22 protein-coding genes and 1 riboswitch are annotated in these 19,220 nt (G+C 44.9%); of the genes, 10 read left to right on the forward strand and 12 right to left on the reverse strand.

The annotated features are described in order from the left end of the window. Positions 1-47: 47 nt before the first annotated feature. Entirely contained in the window at positions 48-647 is a 600-nt protein-coding gene (gene yfbR / locus LYZ37_RS09635) for a 5'-deoxynucleotidase (RefSeq protein ID WP_272785339.1), read from the forward strand. Here the strand turns inward: yfbR and LYZ37_RS09640 are convergent. Next, a complete protein-coding gene (locus LYZ37_RS09640; protein ID WP_272785340.1) occupies positions 640-1,548 on the reverse strand; it encodes a LysR family transcriptional regulator in 909 nt (302 codons plus the stop codon). The two genes, yfbR and LYZ37_RS09640, sit on opposite strands and share 8 nt — an antisense overlap. A 122-nt stretch (positions 1,549-1,670) precedes the next feature. Here LYZ37_RS09640 and LYZ37_RS09645 point away from each other — a divergent pair, with 122 nt between their 5' ends. Genes LYZ37_RS09645 through LYZ37_RS09655 form a run of 3 tightly spaced genes read left to right on the forward strand, consistent with a single transcriptional unit; the run spans position 1,671 to position 5,652 of the window. Then, the gene (locus LYZ37_RS09645) at positions 1,671-2,729 is read left to right on the forward strand and encodes an HlyD family secretion protein (RefSeq protein ID WP_272785341.1); all 1,059 of its coding nucleotides are present in this window, start codon (positions 1,671-1,673) and stop codon (positions 2,727-2,729) included. A gap of 2 nt (positions 2,730-2,731) precedes the next feature. Continuing rightward, positions 2,732-4,279 carry a DHA2 family efflux MFS transporter permease subunit gene (locus tag LYZ37_RS09650; protein ID WP_272785342.1) on the forward strand — a complete coding sequence of 516 codons (1,548 nt, stop codon included), beginning with the start codon at positions 2,732-2,734 and terminating at the stop codon, positions 4,277-4,279. Positions 4,280-4,335: 56 nt separating this feature from the next. Next, complete coding sequence (locus LYZ37_RS09655; RefSeq protein WP_272785343.1) at positions 4,336-5,652, forward strand: anti-phage deoxyguanosine triphosphatase; 1,317 nt, start codon at positions 4,336-4,338, stop codon at positions 5,650-5,652. Positions 5,653-5,699: 47 nt separating this feature from the next. On the opposite strand, the gene LYZ37_RS09660 is transcribed toward LYZ37_RS09655, so the two are convergent. Then, positions 5,700-6,713, reverse strand: a complete 1,014-nt coding sequence (locus LYZ37_RS09660; RefSeq protein WP_272785344.1) for an adenosine deaminase — start codon at positions 6,711-6,713, stop codon at positions 5,700-5,702. A 74-nt stretch (positions 6,714-6,787) separates the two neighbouring features. After that, positions 6,788-6,887, reverse strand: a riboswitch (purine riboswitch). A gap of 109 nt (positions 6,888-6,996) precedes the next feature. Next, positions 6,997-7,608, reverse strand: coding sequence for a tRNA-uridine aminocarboxypropyltransferase (locus tag LYZ37_RS09665; RefSeq protein WP_272785345.1), 612 nt, complete (start codon positions 7,606-7,608; stop codon positions 6,997-6,999). A 3-nt stretch (positions 7,609-7,611) separates the two neighbouring features. Here LYZ37_RS09665 and rrtA point away from each other — a divergent pair, with 3 nt between their 5' ends. Together rrtA and LYZ37_RS09675 are read left to right on the forward strand one after the other, a co-directional pair. Then, complete coding sequence (rrtA, locus tag LYZ37_RS09670; RefSeq protein WP_272785346.1) at positions 7,612-8,178, forward strand: rhombosortase; 567 nt, start codon at positions 7,612-7,614, stop codon at positions 8,176-8,178. A 106-nt stretch (positions 8,179-8,284) separates the two neighbouring features. After that, the gene (locus tag LYZ37_RS09675) at positions 8,285-9,709 is read left to right on the forward strand and encodes a DEAD/DEAH box helicase (RefSeq protein WP_272785347.1); all 1,425 of its coding nucleotides are present in this window, start codon (positions 8,285-8,287) and stop codon (positions 9,707-9,709) included. A 76-nt stretch (positions 9,710-9,785) separates the two neighbouring features. On the opposite strand, the gene LYZ37_RS09680 is transcribed toward LYZ37_RS09675, so the two are convergent. Further along, positions 9,786-10,730 carry an NAD(P)H-dependent oxidoreductase gene (locus tag LYZ37_RS09680; RefSeq protein WP_272785348.1) on the reverse strand — a complete coding sequence of 315 codons (945 nt, stop codon included), beginning with the start codon at positions 10,728-10,730 and terminating at the stop codon, positions 9,786-9,788. Positions 10,731-10,861: 131 nt separating this feature from the next. Here LYZ37_RS09680 and LYZ37_RS09685 point away from each other — a divergent pair, with 131 nt between their 5' ends. Further along, positions 10,862-11,758, forward strand: coding sequence for a LysR family transcriptional regulator (locus LYZ37_RS09685; protein ID WP_272785349.1), 897 nt, complete (start codon positions 10,862-10,864; stop codon positions 11,756-11,758). 70 nt (positions 11,759-11,828) lie between these two features. Here the strand turns inward: LYZ37_RS09685 and LYZ37_RS09690 are convergent, their stop codons facing one another. The 5 genes from LYZ37_RS09690 to LYZ37_RS09710 all read right to left on the reverse strand — a co-directional run bounded on the left by LYZ37_RS09690 (position 11,829) and on the right by LYZ37_RS09710 (position 15,204). Further along, on the reverse strand, positions 11,829-12,470 hold the full coding sequence (locus LYZ37_RS09690; protein ID WP_272785350.1) for a transmembrane anchor protein: 642 nt from the start codon (positions 12,468-12,470) through the stop codon (positions 11,829-11,831). Between the two features lie 15 nt (positions 12,471-12,485). Further along, positions 12,486-13,229, reverse strand: coding sequence for a HupE/UreJ family protein (locus LYZ37_RS09695; protein ID WP_272785351.1), 744 nt, complete (start codon positions 13,227-13,229; stop codon positions 12,486-12,488). 52 nt (positions 13,230-13,281) lie between these two features. After that, positions 13,282-13,638, reverse strand: coding sequence for a hypothetical protein (locus tag LYZ37_RS09700; protein ID WP_272785352.1), 357 nt, complete (start codon positions 13,636-13,638; stop codon positions 13,282-13,284). 86 nt (positions 13,639-13,724) lie between these two features. Then, on the reverse strand, positions 13,725-14,075 hold the full coding sequence (locus tag LYZ37_RS09705; RefSeq protein WP_272785353.1) for a DUF3147 family protein: 351 nt from the start codon (positions 14,073-14,075) through the stop codon (positions 13,725-13,727). A 52-nt stretch (positions 14,076-14,127) separates the two neighbouring features. After that, positions 14,128-15,204: a nickel/cobalt efflux protein RcnA gene (locus LYZ37_RS09710; protein ID WP_272785354.1), complete on the reverse strand. Its 1,077-nt coding sequence runs from the start codon at positions 15,202-15,204 to the stop codon at positions 14,128-14,130. 134 nt (positions 15,205-15,338) lie between these two features. Between LYZ37_RS09710 and rcnR the strand changes: the two genes are divergently transcribed. After that, positions 15,339-15,611 carry a Ni(II)/Co(II)-binding transcriptional repressor RcnR gene (gene rcnR, locus LYZ37_RS09715; protein WP_069666778.1) on the forward strand — a complete coding sequence of 91 codons (273 nt, stop codon included), beginning with the start codon at positions 15,339-15,341 and terminating at the stop codon, positions 15,609-15,611. A gap of 71 nt (positions 15,612-15,682) precedes the next feature. On the opposite strand, the gene sohB is transcribed toward rcnR, so the two are convergent. Next, on the reverse strand, positions 15,683-16,744 hold the full coding sequence (gene sohB, locus LYZ37_RS09720) for a protease SohB (protein ID WP_272785355.1): 1,062 nt from the start codon (positions 16,742-16,744) through the stop codon (positions 15,683-15,685). An 89-nt stretch (positions 16,745-16,833) separates the two neighbouring features. Between sohB and LYZ37_RS09725 the strand changes: the two genes are divergently transcribed. Beyond that, complete coding sequence (locus LYZ37_RS09725; protein WP_272785356.1) at positions 16,834-17,577, forward strand: YciK family oxidoreductase; 744 nt, start codon at positions 16,834-16,836, stop codon at positions 17,575-17,577. Between the two features lie 106 nt (positions 17,578-17,683). Here LYZ37_RS09725 and LYZ37_RS09730 read toward each other — a convergent pair whose 3' ends face one another. Both LYZ37_RS09730 and vapB read right to left on the reverse strand, forming a co-directional pair. Then, on the reverse strand, positions 17,684-18,106 hold the full coding sequence (locus tag LYZ37_RS09730; protein WP_272785357.1) for a type II toxin-antitoxin system VapC family toxin: 423 nt from the start codon (positions 18,104-18,106) through the stop codon (positions 17,684-17,686). Then, positions 18,099-18,332 carry a type II toxin-antitoxin system VapB family antitoxin gene (vapB, locus tag LYZ37_RS09735; protein ID WP_272785358.1) on the reverse strand — a complete coding sequence of 78 codons (234 nt, stop codon included), beginning with the start codon at positions 18,330-18,332 and terminating at the stop codon, positions 18,099-18,101. The genes LYZ37_RS09730 and vapB overlap by 8 nt, the downstream gene beginning before the upstream one ends. A gap of 210 nt (positions 18,333-18,542) precedes the next feature. Between vapB and imuA the strand changes: the two genes are divergently transcribed. Continuing rightward, a complete protein-coding gene (gene imuA, locus LYZ37_RS09740) occupies positions 18,543-19,220 on the forward strand; it encodes a translesion DNA synthesis-associated protein ImuA (RefSeq protein ID WP_239825416.1) in 678 nt (225 codons plus the stop codon).

A 19,220-nucleotide genomic window follows, 5' to 3' on the forward strand; every position in this document is an offset into this window, starting at 1 on the left:
CTTAAAGGGCACTCATCGAGTGTCCTTTTTTGTTTAGGGAGGAACAAATGCCAAACAGTAATCCAAAGGAAAGTCACTTTTTTGCTCACCTAGCGCGTATGAAGCTGATTCAGCGTTGGCCTTTGATGCGTTCAGTCTCGACGGAAAACATCTCAGAGCATAGTTTGCAGGTCGCATTTGTTGCCCACGCTTTAGCCATGATCAAAAACAAAAAGTTTGGTGGAACGCTAAATCCAGAAAGAATCGCCATCCTTGGTATGTATCACGACACCAGTGAAGTGCTTACTGGTGATTTACCTACCCCCGTCAAATACTACAACCCAGAGATCGCCAAAGAATACAAAAAGATCGAAGCTGCGGCAGAGCAAAAGCTACTCTCTATGTTGCCTGAAGAGTTTCGTGATGATTTCGCGCCCTTTCTAGTCTCTAAGTCTGCGCACATCGAAGATGCCGCCATAGTGAAGCAAGCAGACACCATCTGTGCCTACTTGAAATGTCTAGAGGAACTCAGTGCAGGAAATCATGAATATGCATTAGCCAAGAAGCGTCTTGATATCACTTTGCAAGAGCGCCGTACACCAGAGATGGACTATTTCCTCAATACCTTTGCGCCTAGCTTTGAGCTATCACTCGACGAAATTAGTTAGCTGGCGGATGTTCGTTATGAAAAGCATCCAATAGATAGTCAATGAACACTTTTTCGCGCTTTGGCATTAACTGTCGGTCGGCATAAACCAAGCTAACACTGACTTCCGGCATTATGTAATCAGGTAAAAGCCGAACTAATCGACCACTGTTGAAATGCTCCAAACAGATGAACTCAGGCAACACTGAGATGCCAAGCCCATCAAGACAAGCGTTAAGACATGAAGTAATGGTGTTTACTCTCAATTGATAGGGTAAGTCTATTTGGTAGGACAAACCGTTTTCTAAACCGAGATGCCACTTAGGCAAACGGGCTCCTTTGTTAAACACTTCGACAATCTGGTGAGGCTCTTTCAGATCGAGATGACTATCAATCTGGCCAAATTTTTCCAGATACTCAGGGCTAGCCACCAAAACACGTTTTGAGGAAGCGAGATATCTCGACACTAAGCTTGAGTCTTCTAGCTCACCGATTTGCGCATAAAGGTCAATGCCCTCTGCAATGATGTCTACTTCACGATTCGTCAGCTCCAGATTCAACGTTACATGAGGAAAATCGGCCAAGAATTGGTGGATGTATTTGCTTAGCACTTGCTGACCAAGCTCGACAGGAAACACGACATTGAGCGGCCCTCTGATTAAGTCTTGGTTAGCACTCACTTCCAGCTCTGCCTGATTAAGAAGCTCAAGCATCTGCTGGCTAGATTGATAAAAGCGCTCCCCTTCCGGAGTTAACATTAGGCTACGAGTAGATCGAGTGATCAATCTCACACCTAAGTGTTGTTCTAACTCTCCTAACTTTCGACTTACCGTGGATTTGGTCATATTCAATGCCTCTGCCGCGTGAGTGAAACTTCCGCACTCAACCACTTGTGCAAAAACGGTTATAGCGTTCAAGTCCATTGAATATCCCCTCTGTGTATTAGAACAATTTGTGCAACAGTGTTTTCAGTTTTTCCTATCTTATCAACCAATCCAATTCCTTTACAATTTGTTACATCCTTCTTTCCCCTACGAGAATCATTATGACCGAGAACCATAACGCCCCAACCAAACCTCGCAAACGTAATAAGGCTCCATTAATTGCCACTGCAATTATGCTGTCACTGGGGTTGCTGGGTGGTGGTTACTGGCTTACATATGGTCAATACTTCGAGTCTACCGATAATGCCTATTTGCAAGGTGATATCACCAGTATCAGCCCTAAAGTTTCAGGCTATATCGCGAAGTCTTACATCACTGACAACCAAGCGGTAAAACAGGGTGACCTATTAGTACAAATTGATGACCGCGATTATCAAGCGGCTCTAGAGCAAGCCAAAGCACACCTAACCGTCACCGAAGCAAGTGAGAACAACCTTGTTGCTCAGCAAAAACTGCAACGCAGCCAAATCCACCAAGCTGAAAGCCAAGTTGAGTCAGCGCAAGCAGAATACGATCGCGCCGTTCAGCAAGTGGCACGCTCACGCAGCCTGTTAAAACGCAACTACGCTTCTCAAGATGAAGTAGACAGCATGCTCGCTCAACAAAAAGTCACAATGGCACAACTTGACGAAGCGAAAGCTAGCCTAGATGCCGCAAACGAGCAATTGAATGTCATTGCCAGTGAAATTGAACAAGCACGAGCTTCAGTAACCGAAGCGCAAGCAGGGCTAAAACAAGCTCAGCTAAACTTGGATTACACCAAAGTTTACGCACCAACAGATGGCATCATAGGCAAACGAAGCGTTCGCGAAGGTCTGTTAGTTCAAGCTGGCGCACCATTGATGAGCTTAGTACCGAACAACGCAGTGTGGATTGAAGCCAACTTCAAAGAGACCCAACTGAGCGGCATTCATAAAGGGCAAAAAGTTGAAGTCGAGTTGGATGCTTTTCCTGGCAAGCATCTAGAAGGGGTCGTCGATAGCTTCTCTCCTGCCACTGGTGCGAAGTTCGCTCTACTGCCACCTGAAAATGCGACAGGCAACTTCACCAAAATCGTACAACGTGTCCCCGTCAAAATCACGATTCCTGATGCTAAAGAGCTAAAAGGCCGCTTGCTTCCAGGTTTGTCTGTTATCGCGACCATTGATACGCGAGGCTAATCATGGCGAGTGCTGCAATTAGTCCTACTGTTGAAGAGCAACAAGTGCCGACGCGTCACTGGATAGCCCTATTTGGCGGCCTTATCGGCGCGTTTATGGCGATTCTTGATATTCAAATCACCAACTCTTCACTTAAAGATATTCAAGGTGCACTTTCTGCCACCTTAGATGAGAGTTCTTGGATCTCTACCTCTTATCTCGTGGCAGAAATGATTGCCATTCCGCTCAGCGGTTGGCTATCAAAAGCACTGGGGAAACGCCGTTATCTCACTTGGACAACCGCGATTTTTACCCTTTCGTCCCTGCTGTGTTCTTTCTCATGGAATATGACCTCAATGATCGTATTCCGCGCGATGCAAGGCTTTAGCGGTGGCGCTCTAATCCCTCTTGCCTTTTCATTGGTCGTGCAGCTTTTGCCTCTCAATAAACGTGCGGTAGGTATGGCACTGTTTGGTGTCACTGCCACTTTTGCACCGTCTATTGGCCCAACGTTTGGTGGCTGGTTGACGGAAAATCTCTCTTGGCACTACATCTTTTATATCAACATTCCGCCTGCTTTCTTAGTGATTGCGATGATTCGCTATGGTTTGGATGATGAACCTCTAGAGCTAGCAACACTCAAAAATGCCGACTGGTTTGGTATAGCAACTATGGCACTGGGCTTAGGTTGTCTAGAAGTAGTTCTTGAAGAAGGTAACCGCGAGGAGTGGTTCAGCTCTAGCTTTATCATCACCTTGGCGATCATATCCGCCGTGAGCTTAGTCTATTTTGTGATTAATGAACTGCAGCACAAAAGGCCATTGGTTAACCTACGGCTACTGAGAGACGGGCAATTTGCAATGTCTTGTATCGCTTATCTGATTCTTGGTATGGCGTTACTGGGCTCGATCTATGTCCTACCGATGTACCTCACTCAGATTCAACAATATAACGCGATGGAGATCGGTGAGGTGTTGATGTGGATGGGCTTCCCTCAGCTACTGATTTTTCCGCTGGTGCCAAAGTTAACTCAAATCATTAAGCCCAAATACTTAGTGACGTTTGGCTTTGCCATGTTTGGCTTAAGTTGTTACGTCAACACTCATATGACCGTAGATTTTGGTGGTCAGCAGCTGATTTTATCCATGGTACTACGCGCCATTGGTAGTCCATTTATTATGGTCCCGTTATCTTTAGTCGCAATGAAGAACATCGCCAAGCATGAGACACCTGATGCTTCCACCCTCACTAACGTTATGCGTAATTTGGGTGGTGCTTTCAGTATCGCAGTGATTGCTACTTTGCTTGATAACAAAACGCGCGAACATTTGGCTCATATCAAAGAGTCGCTACCCACTGTCAGTCAGTTAGGTTGGCAAACTCTGCAGCAACAACAGAGCTTCTTTGTTCAAGCAGGCAGTGATAGCGCAACAGCGTTGCAGCAAGCTCAAGCCAGTTTGGTTGCTACAATGCAAAGAGATGCAGCGATTATGGCTTATAACGATGTGTTTCTGATGATGACTGGCTTTCTCGCTGTAGCAGCAATGCTGACTCTAACGATGCGCGACTGATCTTGCAGTCACTAGCGTATACGTGTACGGTAAGAAAAAACAGGGGAGCGCAGCCTATGACGTTTAAAATCAGCGATTTATGGCATGAACGCCACGATGATGAACATAAAATCCGTCGTGATGACCACCGCAGTCCATATCAAAGGGATCGGGCACGCATCCTGCACTCTGCCGCTTTTCGCCGCTTACAAGCAAAAACCCAAGTACATGGTAATAGCTTCGACGACTTTCACCGAACTCGCTTAACTCACTCATTAGAGGCCGCTCAATTGGGCACAGGTATAGTCGCCCAGTTGAAAAAGAAACAACCTGAGTTTAGAGATTTATTACCCAGTGACAGCCTAATCGATTCGTTATGTCTTGCTCACGACATTGGTCACCCACCCTATGGTCACGGCGGCGAAGTGGCTCTCAATTATATGATGCGGGAACATGGCGGCTTTGAAGGCAATGCCCAAACCTTTCGTATCGTGACCAAGTTGGAGCCCTACACTGAACAATTTGGTATGAACCTGGCGCGCCGGACTTTACTTGGCCTGATCAAATACCCTGCGATGATTAGCCAGACTCGCGCCGCAAAGGTTCCAGACAGTGTTTCCCACCAACGTAAGTTAAGAGCGAAAGATTGGTCGCCGGCAAAAGGGCTTTACGACTGCGATAAAACCTTATTTGACTGGGTTGTCGAGCCTTTAAGTGAACAAGATAAATTGCTATTCAGCCAGATGCGTGAAGAGAAAGTCAGTGACACCCAGCATAGCAAAACTCGCTATAAATCGATTGATTGTTCAATCATGGAACTCGCGGACGATATTGCTTACGGAGTGCATGATCTTGAAGATGCGATTGTACTGGGAATGGTTAATCGCCACCAATGGATTGAAGGTGCTTCTAGCCACTTGTCGGAATGCGGTGACCATTGGTTTGAAAAACACATTGCTTCGATCACCGAGATGCTTTTTGCCGGAACTCATTACCAGCGCAAAGATGCGATTGGTGGTATGGTTAACGCGCTGCTGACCAGTATTTCTATTAAACCAATTGATGCCCCGTTCCAGAGCGAACTGTTGGCTTTCAATGCCGTATTAGAACCATCGATGGCAAAAGCACTTGATGTATTGAAGAAGTTTGTCAGTGACTACGTGATACAAGTGCCTCACGTTCAAGTGGTGGAATACAAAGGTCAGCAGATCATTATGGATATTTTCGAAGCACTTAGCGCTGACCCAGAGCGATTATTGCCCATCAATGTACGCCAGAAGTGGTTAGACAAAGAGAGTGAGAGTGCGGGCTTTCGAGTCATTGCTGATTACATATCTTCGATGACAGATGGACACGCACAAAGACTCCACCAGCAACTGTTTTCTTCTCACTAAACGTAAAGGGCAGCGTTATCGCTGCCCTCTTGATTCATACCAGCGAGTTAACTCACCGAACTAATAAATTCGCCCAGCTTTTCTCTTAGTTTTTGCTTCTCTTCATCACTGATGAAACTGGCGGCAATCGCATTGCGGGTAAACTTCGCCAGCTCTTGATTGGTCATTGAGTGTGCTTCGGCGACAGCCAAGAAATTATCTGTCATATAACCACCAAAGTATGCGGGATCATCAGAATTGATCGTCACGCAGATACCACGCCTTAGCAGCTCAACAATATTGTGCTCATGCATCTCTTCAAACACCTTGAGCTTAGTATTGGATAATGGGCATACCGTTAGCGGCATCTGGCTTTGCGCTAAAGCATGCAATAAGTTTTCATCATCTGAGCATCTCACACCATGATCAATACGGCTTACCTTCAATAGCTCTAAGCTGTCATAGATATTGCTTACAGGACCTTCTTCCCCTGCGTGAGCCACCGTTAAGAATCCTTCCTCTATCGCTTTAGCAAATACGCGGGCAAATTTTTCTGGCGGATGACCAAGTTCAGAGGAGTCCAAACCGACACCAACAATCTTGTCTTTATGTTCAAGGGCTTGGAATAAGGTATCAAAGGCACTTTCTTCATCTAAGTGGCGTAGGAAACACATGATGATCTGGCTAGTAATTCCAAGCTGCTCACGACCATCTTCTAGTGCGCGGTGAATACCGCTGATCACGGTCTCAAACGCAATCCCTCTCTCAGTGTGAGTTTGCGGGTCAAAGAATATCTCAGTATGGATGACATTATCTTGCTGACAACGTAACAAGTAAGCCCAAGTCAGATCATAAAAATCTTGCTCATGAATCAGGACATTTGCACCTTGGTAATAGATGTCTAGAAAGGACTGAAGATTGGTAAACTGATACGCGGCTTTCACTTCCTCTGGGGTAGTAAAAGGTAACGCGATATTGTTGCGTTGAGCGAGTTCAAACATCATCTCTGGCTCAAGGGAGCCTTCTATATGCAAATGCAGCTCAACTTTTGGAAGTTGTTGGATAAATTGGGTTTGGTTCATGCTTGTCTCTCCATTCATATCGATTAACAAGCACTTTTCTCTAAATTAGCTTTATGACATACAAAGAGAAAAGCGCCATGCACTTAACTCTTCGTAATCTGAAATTTGAGGTTTCAGGTAGAGACTCCCGCACCTTATCAGCGGGATTATACGAAGTTTCGAATAGCAGTAACTAAACGATTGCGCGGCATTGTACTTGGTTAAAGTACTCATTGACAACATCGCACTTGGATCAAGTGTAGTCGCTTTGTTGGATTTTGCCGCTTATTACCAACTTGTCTGTTCAATCCGCGCGATAGTTTTTTTCAAACACGCCCGGTGGCATTTGCTGAATTTGAAACTCGATCATTTGGTTGAAGGCATCGATTAAAGGTAGGAAATCTGTCTCTGGTTCGAGTAGCGACAAAATGTGGTAGCCCGCCTCAACTGTCGAGAGACTATTATCGCTTGGCGCTTTGCGAATACGGTAATTACCTTGCAAGTCATCAGGTAAGTGAATTAACGGCAGAGCGTGTAAATTGGTTGATAGTTGCCACATCTTATAGGCTTTTTTCCAAGTGCCATCTAACAGGATCACCCTTACCTTTTGCTCGGCAGATAGCTTTGCAGCGACTTGTGTATGGCTCACCGAGCCTTCTCCCGGATAGAGCACAAAGTGATGATAGGACTCGTCGTTCAGCAATTGGTTGAGCTTATCATGAGCAGAGAAGTCTTCCCCTTCAAAGCAATAGCTATTGGCGAGTGACAGCTTGAGTATTCGCGCCGTTCCCATTGGTCTGTTTGTTTCACTGTGGTGTTGTAGGATGACCAACTCGACATTCGATGTTAGGCTTTGTATCCACTCACAGATACAAGCTTTGAGTGACTTTCCACATTGAGAACAGTATCGGGACATAGTGTGCGCTTATTACTTCTGTTAATTGCTATCAGCTTAGTTTGCCTAGGCCTTCAGTTCGAACCTTTCGCTTCCCAAGTTAACTGGCAACGTTATTTTATTCTTGAAGGTCAGTGGTGGCGAATCCTAACAGGAAACTTCACTCATACCAACTTTGCCCATCTAGGGATGAATCTCGCCGGTCTTTGGGTGATCAGTTTTATCTTCAAGCCATCCCCCAAGGCACTCCTTTTTAGCCTGATTATCGTTAGTCTTGCTATCGGCGGGCTGAACTTCCTAAGTAGCATGAATGGTTATGTCGGTCTCTCTGGCGTTCTGCACGGGTTATTCGCTTATTTTGCCCTTCAGGAAGCTTTAAACAACAGAAAAAGTAGCTGGCTGTTGGTCGTTGGCGTACTAGCAAAAGTTGGCTGGGAGATGACAATGGGGGCATCAGCTTCGACGAGTGAGATAATCAACGCGCGCGTGGCAGTGGAGTCTCATCTATTTGGTGCTCTATCTGGTCTCGTCTTGGCGATGACGGTTTTTCTGCTAACAAAAAAAGGCGTACTTTCTTCAACCAAGTCATAATTTGGTTGATGTTCACCGCTAAAGGGCTCAGAATGGCGCCCTTTTTCGTGGCGACATCTTTTGTTGATGTCTTGCCCGATCACACACCACTTACAGAGAACAATATATGGGTTTTACCTCTTTAGGCCTTTCTGCCCCAATCCTCAAAGCTATTGAAGAACAAGGCTATGACAAACCGTCTCCGATTCAGGAGCAAGCAATTCCTGCCGTACTTGCAGGTAAAGATGTTATGGCAGCAGCGCAGACAGGTACAGGTAAAACCGCAGGCTTCACATTACCGATCCTTGAACGTTTGGACAATGGTCAACGCGTGAAAGGCAATCATATTCGTGCCTTAGTATTGACCCCAACACGCGAGCTTGCCGCACAGGTTCAGGAAAACGTGTTTAAATACAGTCGCCACCAAAAACTTACCTCTCAAGTTGTGTTTGGTGGGGTTAAAGTTAACCCACAAATGATGAAACTGCGTAAAGGTTGTGATGTGTTAGTGGCCACTCCAGGTCGCCTACTCGACCTTTACCAACAAAATGCGATTAAGTTCGACCAACTTGAAGTATTGGTACTTGATGAAGCAGACCGCATGTTGGATATGGGCTTTATTCGTGACATCCGTAAGATTCTCAACTTACTGCCTACGAAGCGCCAAAACTTGTTGTTCTCTGCGACTTTCTCACCTGAGATCCGCGAGCTTGCAAAAGGCTTGGTGAACAACCCAGTAGAAGTCTCAGTGAGCAAAGAGAATTCAACTGCAGTCACCATCGAGCAAAGCATCTACCCAGCAGACAAACGCAAGAAAGCGCCAATGCTAGCCAAGCTTATTCAAGATGGTAATTGGCAACAGACACTGGTTTTTTGCCGCACTAAGCATGGCGCGAACCGCTTAGCTTTCTTCCTCAATAAAGAAGGCATTACAGCAGCGCCAATTCACGGCAATAAAAGCCAAGGCGCACGTACTCGCGCATTAGCAGATTTTAAATCAGGCGATATTCGCGTATTGGTTGCTACTGATATTGCCGCACGTGGTATCGATATTCCTCAGCTTCCTCAGGTGGTCAACTTCGAGCTGCCGCATGTCTCTGAAGATTACGTTCACCGTATTGGTCGTACCGGTCGTGCAGGTGAAGTCGGTAAGGCATATTCATTGGTTGAAGCTGCCGAAGCAAGCGAGCTATTTGGTATTGAGCGCCTAATTCAGCAAGTGCTTCCTCGCCTTGAACTAGAAGGTTTCAAACCCGTCAACGAGCTTCCTGAGTCAAAGCTAGATACTCGCCCAATTAAGCCAAAGAAACCTAAGAAGCCGAAAAAGCCTAAGCAACCTAAAGCCGAACATCAGGACGGTCAGTGCTCTGGCGATAACGCTCGCGGTAATAAGCCAGCCAGTAAGAACAAGCGTCACTTTGGTCACAGTAAGCCAAAGGGCGAGAACAAAAATGGCAACGGCCAACGCGGAGAGGGTAAAGCGAAGCCTCGTTCAGGTAACGCGAGTAACAAGCCTCGCCGTCCTGCTAATCGCAAGCCAAAAGCTCAATAACAAAGGCTTTTAGCAATATAGAAAACCCCGCCATTTTGGCGGGGTTTGTTTTTTTCTCATACTGATTGGTATCCAATCAAGACGCTACAGGCTCCACCTTGTAGCTCTCGATACGTGGCAGTCCGTTATCTAAATCCACCTTCCACTCTTCATTCACTAGTACATTAATCGATTCACCCTGAGTAGTTTCAGCAATCAGTCTCACGCGAAGCTCAGCAATATGAGCCTCATCTTGCTGTTTCACCACGATCTGCTCAAGTTGATGGGTACAGTTAGGTTTAAAGGTTTCTCGTAGCATCTTGTACCAGTCATTAAAGCCAGCAATGCCTTGGAACTCCCCTTCTGGTGCGGTGATCACAACATCATTACGCAACATAGGATGGAAAATACCTGAGTTCTCTTCGAGCTTGTCCATTTGCTCAAACCAAGTTCTCACTAGCGCAGTAATTTTCGCTTCAGGTGACTCTAGTAGATGGGAAACCTGCTGAACAATACGATCTGAATGATCGCGTGCTTTCTCTTCAACACCTTCTTGAGTGTTATAAACGCCCGGAATGTAAACCATGCCATTGGTGTAAACAGGCTTTTGATAGTTCATTCCAGCTAGGTAAGCCAGTTGCTGAATTGGGTGAAGTAGCTGCTCAACCGTAAAGTGGTTATAACCTAGTGGATCATAAGACTCTGCCGGACCACCAATCGTGGTTGAGATAATAAAGTCTTTCCCTTTCAGCTTGTCACCTTCAGGACCGTAAGCAAAGTTGAAGCTAAATACATCATCAATCCATTTCTTCATCAATGCTGGCACTGAGTACCAATAGAAAGGAAACTGCAGTATCACAACTTGTGCATCAAGTAAGGCTTTTTGCTCTGCTTCAACATCAATTTGGTAATCGGCGTATAGCGTATCTAATCGACGTACATCAATACTCTCAACATCCTGTGTAAGCTGCTGCAATATAACCTTATTGGTGTAAGAAGATTCTAAGTTTGGGTGACCTGAAATAACGACGACTTTGCTCATAATTCGCTCCTGATAAAACTGGGGAATGCCACGCATTCGATGGAGCTACTTTACTGTTAGTCATTAATTGCTTGTAGACCAGTAAATTTTATTTTTTAATTAGGTAAAACCTAACAAAAGAGTTGAGTGTAATGAAAGGGACCACCTACAACCAACTGCAAGTCTTCCAAGCCATTGTTCAAGAAGGCAGCATCCGCGGAGCAGCACGTAAACTTGAGATGGCTGCCCCTTCTGTAAGCCAGTCTTTAAAACTGTTAGAAAGCAACGTTGGCTTAACTCTTTTTAACCGAACGACACGGAAAATCGAGCTCACCGATGCAGGGCGATTACTTCATGAACGCACTCTCACTGCCATGGAGTCACTGAACTATGCACTAGAAAGTGTTCAAGAACTGACCGAAGAACCTAGTGGTAAGCTCTGCATTACCGTCCCTAAGTTCGTTTACAACACTTACCTGAAAACGATTTTTGCTGACTTCTGTCGTCAGTACCCGCAAATTGAGCTAGAGATATCCATCTCTGATGCCACTCTCGATATTATCAAGGAAGGTATCGATCTAGGGATTCGATTTGGCAGTATCATCGAAGAAGGGATGGTGGCGAAAAAACTCACGGAGCCGATGAAAGAAGCTCTGTTTGCCTCCCCCAAGTACTTAGAAAAACATGGGACACCCAAGTCACTTCAAGATCTCAGTCACCACAAGCTGATCCAATATCGCTTTATTACTTCCAACAAGTACGCCCAGTTAAATCTAATGGAAGACGGCCAACAAATACGTGTAGAAGTTCCTTATGGGCTTGTAGTTAATGACACCGATTTAATGGTGGACGCAGCCAAAGAAGGGCTAGGAATTGGGCGCTTGGTTCTTCCAGCTCTCCAATCCGAACTTGAAACAGGTCAATTGGTGCCTGTACTCGAAGATAAATGGCCCACCTACCCGGGTTTGTATCTTTACTTCAGCCGCAATAGCCAAAAAGTGAAACGTGTTCGTGTACTGATCGATTATTTAGTGGAGAGGTTTGAATAACACTCTGATTACCACTTCTATCAAATCAGAAAAAGCTAGCCCAAGTTTTCTCGGGCTAGCTTACATTAAGTTAAAGCACTCTCTTCATTTGAGAGTAATCTCCTTTAGTCCTTAAAATGACCATGACTGTGTTGTCGGTACGATTTCTAAAGAACCAACCATGATTACCGGTAAAAGCAGCGGTTAACTCACCTTGATCGTTTGGAACTCCGCGACCTTTCTCGTAACTTATTGACTGACCATTACCGTCACCATGTGTATCAAAATTAACAGGGCCACCTTTAGCTGACCAAGTAAATTGAGCTGTTTGACCCTTGTCCATAACCAGTTTGACCTCTGCACCTTGTCCTGGTTTAAGCGACAGCAGGATCTTGTCCTTCCATACCACTTCAGCGGTATCATTGCTGTCTTTGCTTAGCGTCACTGAGTCAACGGTATCTGTAGAAGGTTGCTGTTCAACTTTCTCCACTGTCTTCATGGCTTCAGATCTCGCTTGATCTTCAGCGGCCTCTTGAGCTAATTGGGTCTTGATCTCCCCCATGTCGGTCAAACCTATCACTCGGCCCACTCCCGTCGGGTCAATTGCATATTCTGCAGGAAGAATGACAGTGATAAGAAGTAAAAAGGCACCAACCAAAGCAAGAAGCGTTGAACGAATTAATTGCTTAGCTGTTGGCAGTTCTGCTCGATTTGGCATATCTGAGTTATACATAATGAGTTCCTTATATTATTGAGCGACAACATAGCCCGTTAATTGATATCCAATGAGCATGAAACCTAAGCTCATCATAACGACATTGACTGAGTAAGCTTGACGGACAAAGCTTGTATGCCTGCGCCAAAAGCCCATCACAATCAATATGGTGCCAAGCGCAATTAACTGCCCTACTTCTACACCTATGTTGAACGCCAATAGATTAGGAACTAATCCATCCGGCGAAATATCATATTCAATGATCTTCGAAGAAAGCCCGAACCCGTGGCAGAAGCCAAATATTAAGGTAGCAAGCTTAGTATTGGGCTGAACGCCGAACCAGCGCTGATACGCGCCTAAATTGTCTAAGGCCTTATAAACCACCGACAATCCGATAATGGCATCAATGATGTAGCTGTTAATGCCAATATTGAAGTACACGCCAATCAGCATCGTTGTCGAGTGACCAATAGCGAACAGGCTGACGTACAGCGCGATGTGTTTCATTTTATAAAGAAAGAAAATAACACCTAATAGAAACAGGATATGGTCATACCCCGTCACCATGTGTTTTGCTCCCAAGTACATGAAAGCAATAATATTAGTGCCTGTTATTTCTTGTATGTAGCCTTTGTCACCTTGTGCTACAGCATGAGCCAAGGCATCTGAGCTCAAAATAGTCAGCGAGGCTAAAACGAGATAAAGCGCCCCTTTGCGCAGTGACGCTACCCAATTTACAGGCATAGCAATCACTTCGTCTAAAACGAATAAATTCATATGTAAACCATTGTTTGTTAATTGTTGATTTACCGCTTATCGCGGTGTTTTTTTAAGCAACTAACAAGGCTCTTGGGGGACGCTCTATTTTGAAGGGTCGGTAACTAGGGGTTCCGTCCACGTGCAGGGTGTATGGGGAATCCATTAAATCAGACAGAGATATAACACTACTGCCCTTGATAGAAGCACTATCATAGCTGTGATGGTGATTACTTTTATCATGCTGGAACAAGTGCTCGCTGTCGACTTCATGGTAGTGACCATGTTCGTGAGAGTGAGCGCTTTGCAGTGACTCTACCGCTAGTAAGCCGTGAGATCGAAACTCTCCAATTGCAGACGAGGTCATACATACTGCAACGATAAACAGCATCAGCAAGCTAACCGATTTTATTGTTACTTTAGAGACCATAACCACACAATCAATTGGAGGACAGATAAAAAACCAACATTGTTATATTATAACAATAGGAACATTTCAACAGGCAGTGCTCGTCATCATGTAAGGTCTATTCCAAACTGTCTGACCAAAATAGCGACCAATGCAAAGCAAGCTATTGAGATAACGGCACAAATAGACAAAGAAATCCAAAATGGATAGCGCGTCAGCAGCCAAGGAAAAACCAGAAACATTGGTAATGTAGGCAGCACATACCAGAAGGTGTAGAACGCGTGATTAGAAAGCTTTTGTTGACCTTGCCCTTCTACATACATCCAAATCAGAGCCAATATTGTTACGGTTGGAAGCGCTGCGATCAAAGCTCCAGCCTTATCACTTCTTTTTGCGACCTCGGAAATAAGCACGACAACGCCAGCAGTGAGCGCGTATTTGGTAATAATCCACATCATAAAGTTGCTACCTACAATTAGCCTTAAGACAAACTCGTCGCTACCTGTGAGCTTAGTTCATGAGTGAAGTGTAGCCATGCATTCCCATATACAAACCCACCGCACTGATTAAAACGCCTGATAGATAAGGAGCTCGACGAGCGATATCATTCAAACCACTCCATTTCGATGTCGCCTTGTGTACGCCGATAGCCGCAACAACTCCAACCGCAACTAGAGTCAGCGCTAAGCCAATACTGAATGACACGACTAAGGTTGCGCCTAATGTCATTGCCTTTAGTTGCAAACAGATCAAGAGAACGGTGACCGCTGCTGGGCATGGAATTAATCCACCCGTTAGACCAAACAGAAGTATTTGTCCGTTGGTCACCTCTCTGTCTGCAAAACGTTTTTGAATATCCATTGCATGGGCGCGTTCATGGGCATCTTGGTACTCTTTCTCTTCATGGTTCAAATCCGAGTTTGAGTGAAAGTGCACATCAAAGTCATGGGTGTGATCATGATGTCCAATCATTAGCTTGACCTTCACATCATCCCGCTGTGTCAGAGAAGAGGTCGATTCTAGGTAGCCATCACGCTCAATAAATTCATAGACATCAATAGTTTGCTGACCCACATCAGATGGCACTAATTTTACACCCTCAGCCTTTAATGGCTTACTGTTTAGCGTTTTCAACTGAAATCTCTGGTCAACCCCCTCTCCCACAAGCGATAGCGCCACATGACCATGTCCAGTATCAACCACCTGAGTTTTCCAATCCTGTGAGTGATTGTGAGCGCTATGCCATGCGCGCTCTTCACTCCATGTTCTCCAGAACATCCATAGCCCGGTTGCAACAATGATGACACCTGAGATGAGCTGCATCCAAGGCTCAGCAGCTTCAGCGGTAAACTTCTGGCTGATGTACATACCACCAACAGCGATTAACCACACGACTGCGGTATGAGAAAGTGTTGCAGCTAGCCCAAGCATCACTGCCTGTTTGACCGTCCCTTTCACCGCCACGATAAACGCTGCCATCATGGTTTTCGAATGGCCGGGCTCTAAGCCATGTAAAGCACCAAGTAAGATCGCACTTGGGATAAAAAACCAGCCGTTACCTTGTTGTAAAAGTGCTACAAAATCCATTGCTGTTCTCTATTGTTGTTTCAATCTGGCCGAAATCATACTCCCCCCCAGTACAAAATACTACCCCCTAGTATAATTTAGGTGCTACATTATCGGTTAGAATCTTTACGCCTAACACGTTAAGAAGATATGCCATGTCACACACAGTAAAAGATCAGAAAAAACTTAAGGCCCGAGTAAGTAAGATCCAAGGTCAGGTCAATGGTCTAAAAAAGATGCTAGATGAAGAGCATGAATGTCAGGATGTTTTGCAGCAGATCGCGGCTATTCGTGGTGCCGTAAATGGTTTAATGAGGGAAGTGATTAAAGGGCATTTAATTGAACACGTCGTGCTCGAAGAAGATAAAGATCAACGCGAAACAGATATGGAAATCGTACTCAAGGTTCTCGACTCCTATATCAAATAAGGTTGAGCTTAAGCAGATACAAAAGCGCCCACCAAAATAGTTGGGCGCTCTAGTATTTAGTATGCGGAGAATTAGACAATCGGACGCTGGCCGCGATCAATCAGCTTCATTAATACATTATCTGCCGCTTCACCTGCTAATCCAGCAAGCTTTGAGGTCAGCTTCTTTTTCTCTACGTAGTGAATCGCAAGTACGGTTTTGTCTTTACACGCTTCAACCACAAGATCATCTGAAGTTTTGATCTCATCAACCAAACCTAGACCATGAGCTTGGGTACCAAACCAGTGCTCACCTGTTGCCACTTTATCCAACTCAAGGTCAGGGCGACGCTCACGGATAAAGTCTTTAAACAGGCCATGTGTTTCTTCTAGCTCTTGCTTGAACTTGTCACGCGCTTTGTCCGTGTTCTCACCAAACATGGTTAAAGTACGCTTGTATTCACCCGCTGTGAGCTGCTCATACTCAATATCATACTTTTTCAGCACTTTATTGAAGTTTGGTAGCTGAGCAATCACACCAATGGAGCCAACAATGGCAAAGGGTGCTGACACAATTTTGTCTGCAATACATGCCATCATATAACCACCACTTGCCGCGACTTTATCGACGGCAATGGTCAGTGGCAGATTGGCAGCTTTAATACGATCTAGCTGTGATGAAGCAAGGCCATAACCATGTACCATGCCACCACCAGACTCTAAACGCAGTAGCACTTCGTCACCTTCACGAGCCACAGCTAAGATTGCTGTCACCTCTTCACGTAATGAAGCGACTTCTTTAGCATCAATACTGCCTTTAAAGTCGAGAACAAACAGGTGAGGTTCACGTTTACTATCAAGATCGCCCTCTTTTGAAGCTTTCTTGATCTCTTTCTCGCGAGATTTGTTTTTCTCTTTCTCTTGTTTCTTTTCTGCTTTATCACGCGCTTTAATAAACGCTTCATCATGCAGATGGTGCTCTAACTGCTCAACGGTCTGCTTGTGTTGATCCGTTAAGTTAGTAATTTCCAACTCACCTTTCGCGCTACCGCTTTTACCACCAACGGCTTTAGCAACCACTAAAATCGCTACAATCGCGACCACAACAGTCACAATCTTGGCTAAAAACAGCCCATAGTCCAACAAAAATTCCAATGTGAGCATCCTCTATTGTGCGAATTAGTGTATTGTAACCACCATCTTACGGAATCATAAAGTAAATCATTACAATAAGGATACACATCGTGGAATATGCTGTTTCTTCAGATGCCTTGAAAGGTAAAGTCATACTGGTGACTGGCGCAGGTGCTGGCATTGGTAAGCAAGCTGCTCTCTCTTATGCTGAGCACGGTGCAACAGTGATTTTACTTGGTCGTACAGTGAAAAAACTGGAACAGACTTACGACGAAATTGAAGCGGCGGGATACCCTCAGCCAGCAATCATCCCACTCGATATGAAAGGCGCGACTAAGCAAAACTACCTTGATATGGTTGATACCATTGAAGGACAGTGTGGTCGTTTAGATGGCGTTTTACACAACGCAAGCTTACTTGGTGTGATTAGCCCATTCGACCAAATCGGTGAAGACACTTATGACGATATCATGCAGGTCAACGTCAAGGCTCAGTTCTTGATGACTCAAGCATTGCTGCCTCTACTGCATAAATCAGAAGACGCGCGTATTGTCTTTACTTCATCAACCGTTGGTCACAGTGGTCGTGCCTTCTGGGGCACTTATGCTATGTCGAAGTTTGCCACTGAAGGAATGATGCAGATCCTTGCTGATGAGCTTAGCGATACCACAATCCGCGTCAATGCGATTAACCCTGGTGCGACTCGTACGGGTATGCGTGCTAAAGCTTACCCTGCTGAAGATGCAGACTTGCTCAAAACGCCACAGGATATTATGCCTCTCTACCTTTACCTGATGGCACCAGAAGGTAAAACAGTCAATGGCGAATGTATTGATGCTCAGCCGAAAAAATAGATCCTAATATTTAAACAAACCCAATAAAATTCAACGCCTTGTGTTTTTATGTGTAAACACAAGGCGTTTTTTGTCCATTCGGGCTAATGCCATATATGGCCCCTCTCTAGTGAACCCAATCTTCAAGCTTTAAACCTTCTACGCGCTGAAACTCTCTAGTGTTGTTCGTGACAAGCACACAACCTGCTGCAATGGCATGACCTGCAATAGCGGTATCGTTGCTACCAATCGGTGTCCCCTTAGCCATTAAGTCGCGCTTAACTTCCGTCGTTGCATCAACAGCCGCTTTGTCCCATGGTAAAATCTCATCAACTCGCTTGAGAAAGGCTTCAACAAGCACTTTATGTTTCTGTGAGGCTTTTTTCCCCAGTAGTCCATACTGCATTTCTTGATAGGTAATTGCTGAAATAACGATTCGATGTTGCTTACCGACCACGGCTTGAAGTTTTTTAAGCACTGTAATTGGTTGCTCTCTCATAATGAACGAACAAATACACGTATCGAGCATGTAGTTGATTTTCTTACTCAAAATCGAATCGCCCTTCGTCTGTCATTACATCTTCACGGTTAACCATGAAATCATCATCAGCCTTTTCTTGCTCACCAAAAGAAAGCCAATCCGGGCGAGCAGGACGTAAAGTGATGACGTCCCCCTCTTTGTGAATTTCGAGCTCATTCACTCCATCAAACTCAAAATCCTTTGGCAAGCGCACCGCTTGATTCTTGCCATTTTTAAAAATTGATACTGTTCTCATAACATCCTCTCTTTAGGCATATGGTCAACATATGCTTAATATATATTCAATATAAGACGCATGCTACATATGTCAAGCATATGCATAAACCTTGCAGCGCAATTTCCTATTAAGAAGGCGGTATAAGCAAGCAAAATAACAAACGACTCTGTTTTCCCTTGCCGATAATTAATAATAATTTATACTGTATGTATATACAGGTATTTTGTTATGTATGAATTAATCGAACATCTTAAGCAAAAACAGTGGCTTTGGTCGGGCTCTCAAACACCCGACAGCGGAGACTACTACTCAACTGGACATGATCTTTTGGATCAAAAGCTGGAAGGCGGCTTTCCTAAGCATGGGGTTGTCGAGCTGCAAGGTGCCTCCAGTATTGGTGAATTACGCCTACTTTTACCGCACCTAAAAAACACCAGCCAAGAGAGGTTATCTGTTTTCATTCAGCCTCCTGGTTACCTGTGTGCTGAGCAGCTTAACAATGAAGGTCTAGATAACAATAAAGTCCTACTCATCTACCCACAAAACGATAAAGAGGCACTTTGGGCTGCCGAACAATGTTTACGCAGCGGTGCATGCAGCAATGTATTGCTTTGGCATCCCGAATTAGAAGTTCATCAAGCAAGACGCCTACAGGTTGCCAGTGAACATGGAAACTGCCTGCACTTTATCTTTAAAACAGCCAAAAAAAGTCTTTTTTCACTGCCTGTCAGTTTAAGTATGACACTCCTTCCACACGCGTTGGGAGTAGAAATTACCATCACCAAACGTAAAGGGGGTTGGCCGCAAGGCAGCTTTGTGATTGATATGAGTGCAGCTTGGCCAAGCCTTACGTTACAGCCTAAACCACCAGTAATTATCCCTTTCCCAATACGTCAGCAAGGGTAG

This window comes from Vibrio tubiashii (assembly GCF_028551255.1).
Taxonomy (GTDB): domain Bacteria; phylum Pseudomonadota; class Gammaproteobacteria; order Enterobacterales; family Vibrionaceae; genus Vibrio; species Vibrio tubiashii_B.

Bases quoted from the DNA above. Each gene is read 5' to 3' on its own strand.
- LYZ37_RS09675 (WP_272785347.1), top strand. From the start codon at position 8,285: ATGGGTTTTACCTCTTTAGGCCTTTCTGCCCCAATCCTCAAAGCTATT.
- LYZ37_RS09660 (WP_272785344.1), bottom strand. From the start codon at position 6,713: ATGAACCAAACCCAATTTATCCAACAACTTCCAAAAGTTGAGCTGCAT.
- LYZ37_RS09685 (WP_272785349.1), top strand. From the start codon at position 10,862: ATGAAAGGGACCACCTACAACCAACTGCAAGTCTTCCAAGCCATTGTT.
- LYZ37_RS09700 (WP_272785352.1), bottom strand. From the start codon at position 13,638: ATGGTCTCTAAAGTAACAATAAAATCGGTTAGCTTGCTGATGCTGTTT.
- LYZ37_RS09690 (WP_272785350.1), bottom strand. From the start codon at position 12,470: ATGTATAACTCAGATATGCCAAATCGAGCAGAACTGCCAACAGCTAAG.
- LYZ37_RS09710 (WP_272785354.1), bottom strand. From the start codon at position 15,204: ATGGATTTTGTAGCACTTTTACAACAAGGTAACGGCTGGTTTTTTATC.
- LYZ37_RS09695 (WP_272785351.1), bottom strand. From the start codon at position 13,229: ATGAATTTATTCGTTTTAGACGAAGTGATTGCTATGCCTGTAAATTGG.
- rcnR (WP_069666778.1), top strand. From the start codon at position 15,339: ATGTCACACACAGTAAAAGATCAGAAAAAACTTAAGGCCCGAGTAAGT.
- LYZ37_RS09645 (WP_272785341.1), top strand. From the start codon at position 1,671: ATGACCGAGAACCATAACGCCCCAACCAAACCTCGCAAACGTAATAAG.
- imuA (WP_239825416.1), top strand. From the start codon at position 18,543: ATGTATGAATTAATCGAACATCTTAAGCAAAAACAGTGGCTTTGGTCG.
- LYZ37_RS09650 (WP_272785342.1), top strand. From the start codon at position 2,732: ATGGCGAGTGCTGCAATTAGTCCTACTGTTGAAGAGCAACAAGTGCCG.
- yfbR (WP_272785339.1), top strand. From the start codon at position 48: ATGCCAAACAGTAATCCAAAGGAAAGTCACTTTTTTGCTCACCTAGCG.
- LYZ37_RS09705 (WP_272785353.1), bottom strand. From the start codon at position 14,075: ATGATGTGGATTATTACCAAATACGCGCTCACTGCTGGCGTTGTCGTG.
- LYZ37_RS09655 (WP_272785343.1), top strand. From the start codon at position 4,336: ATGACGTTTAAAATCAGCGATTTATGGCATGAACGCCACGATGATGAA.
- LYZ37_RS09640 (WP_272785340.1), bottom strand. From the start codon at position 1,548: ATGGACTTGAACGCTATAACCGTTTTTGCACAAGTGGTTGAGTGCGGA.
- LYZ37_RS09665 (WP_272785345.1), bottom strand. From the start codon at position 7,608: ATGTCCCGATACTGTTCTCAATGTGGAAAGTCACTCAAAGCTTGTATC.
- vapB (WP_272785358.1), bottom strand. From the start codon at position 18,332: ATGAGAACAGTATCAATTTTTAAAAATGGCAAGAATCAAGCGGTGCGC.
- LYZ37_RS09680 (WP_272785348.1), bottom strand. From the start codon at position 10,730: ATGAGCAAAGTCGTCGTTATTTCAGGTCACCCAAACTTAGAATCTTCT.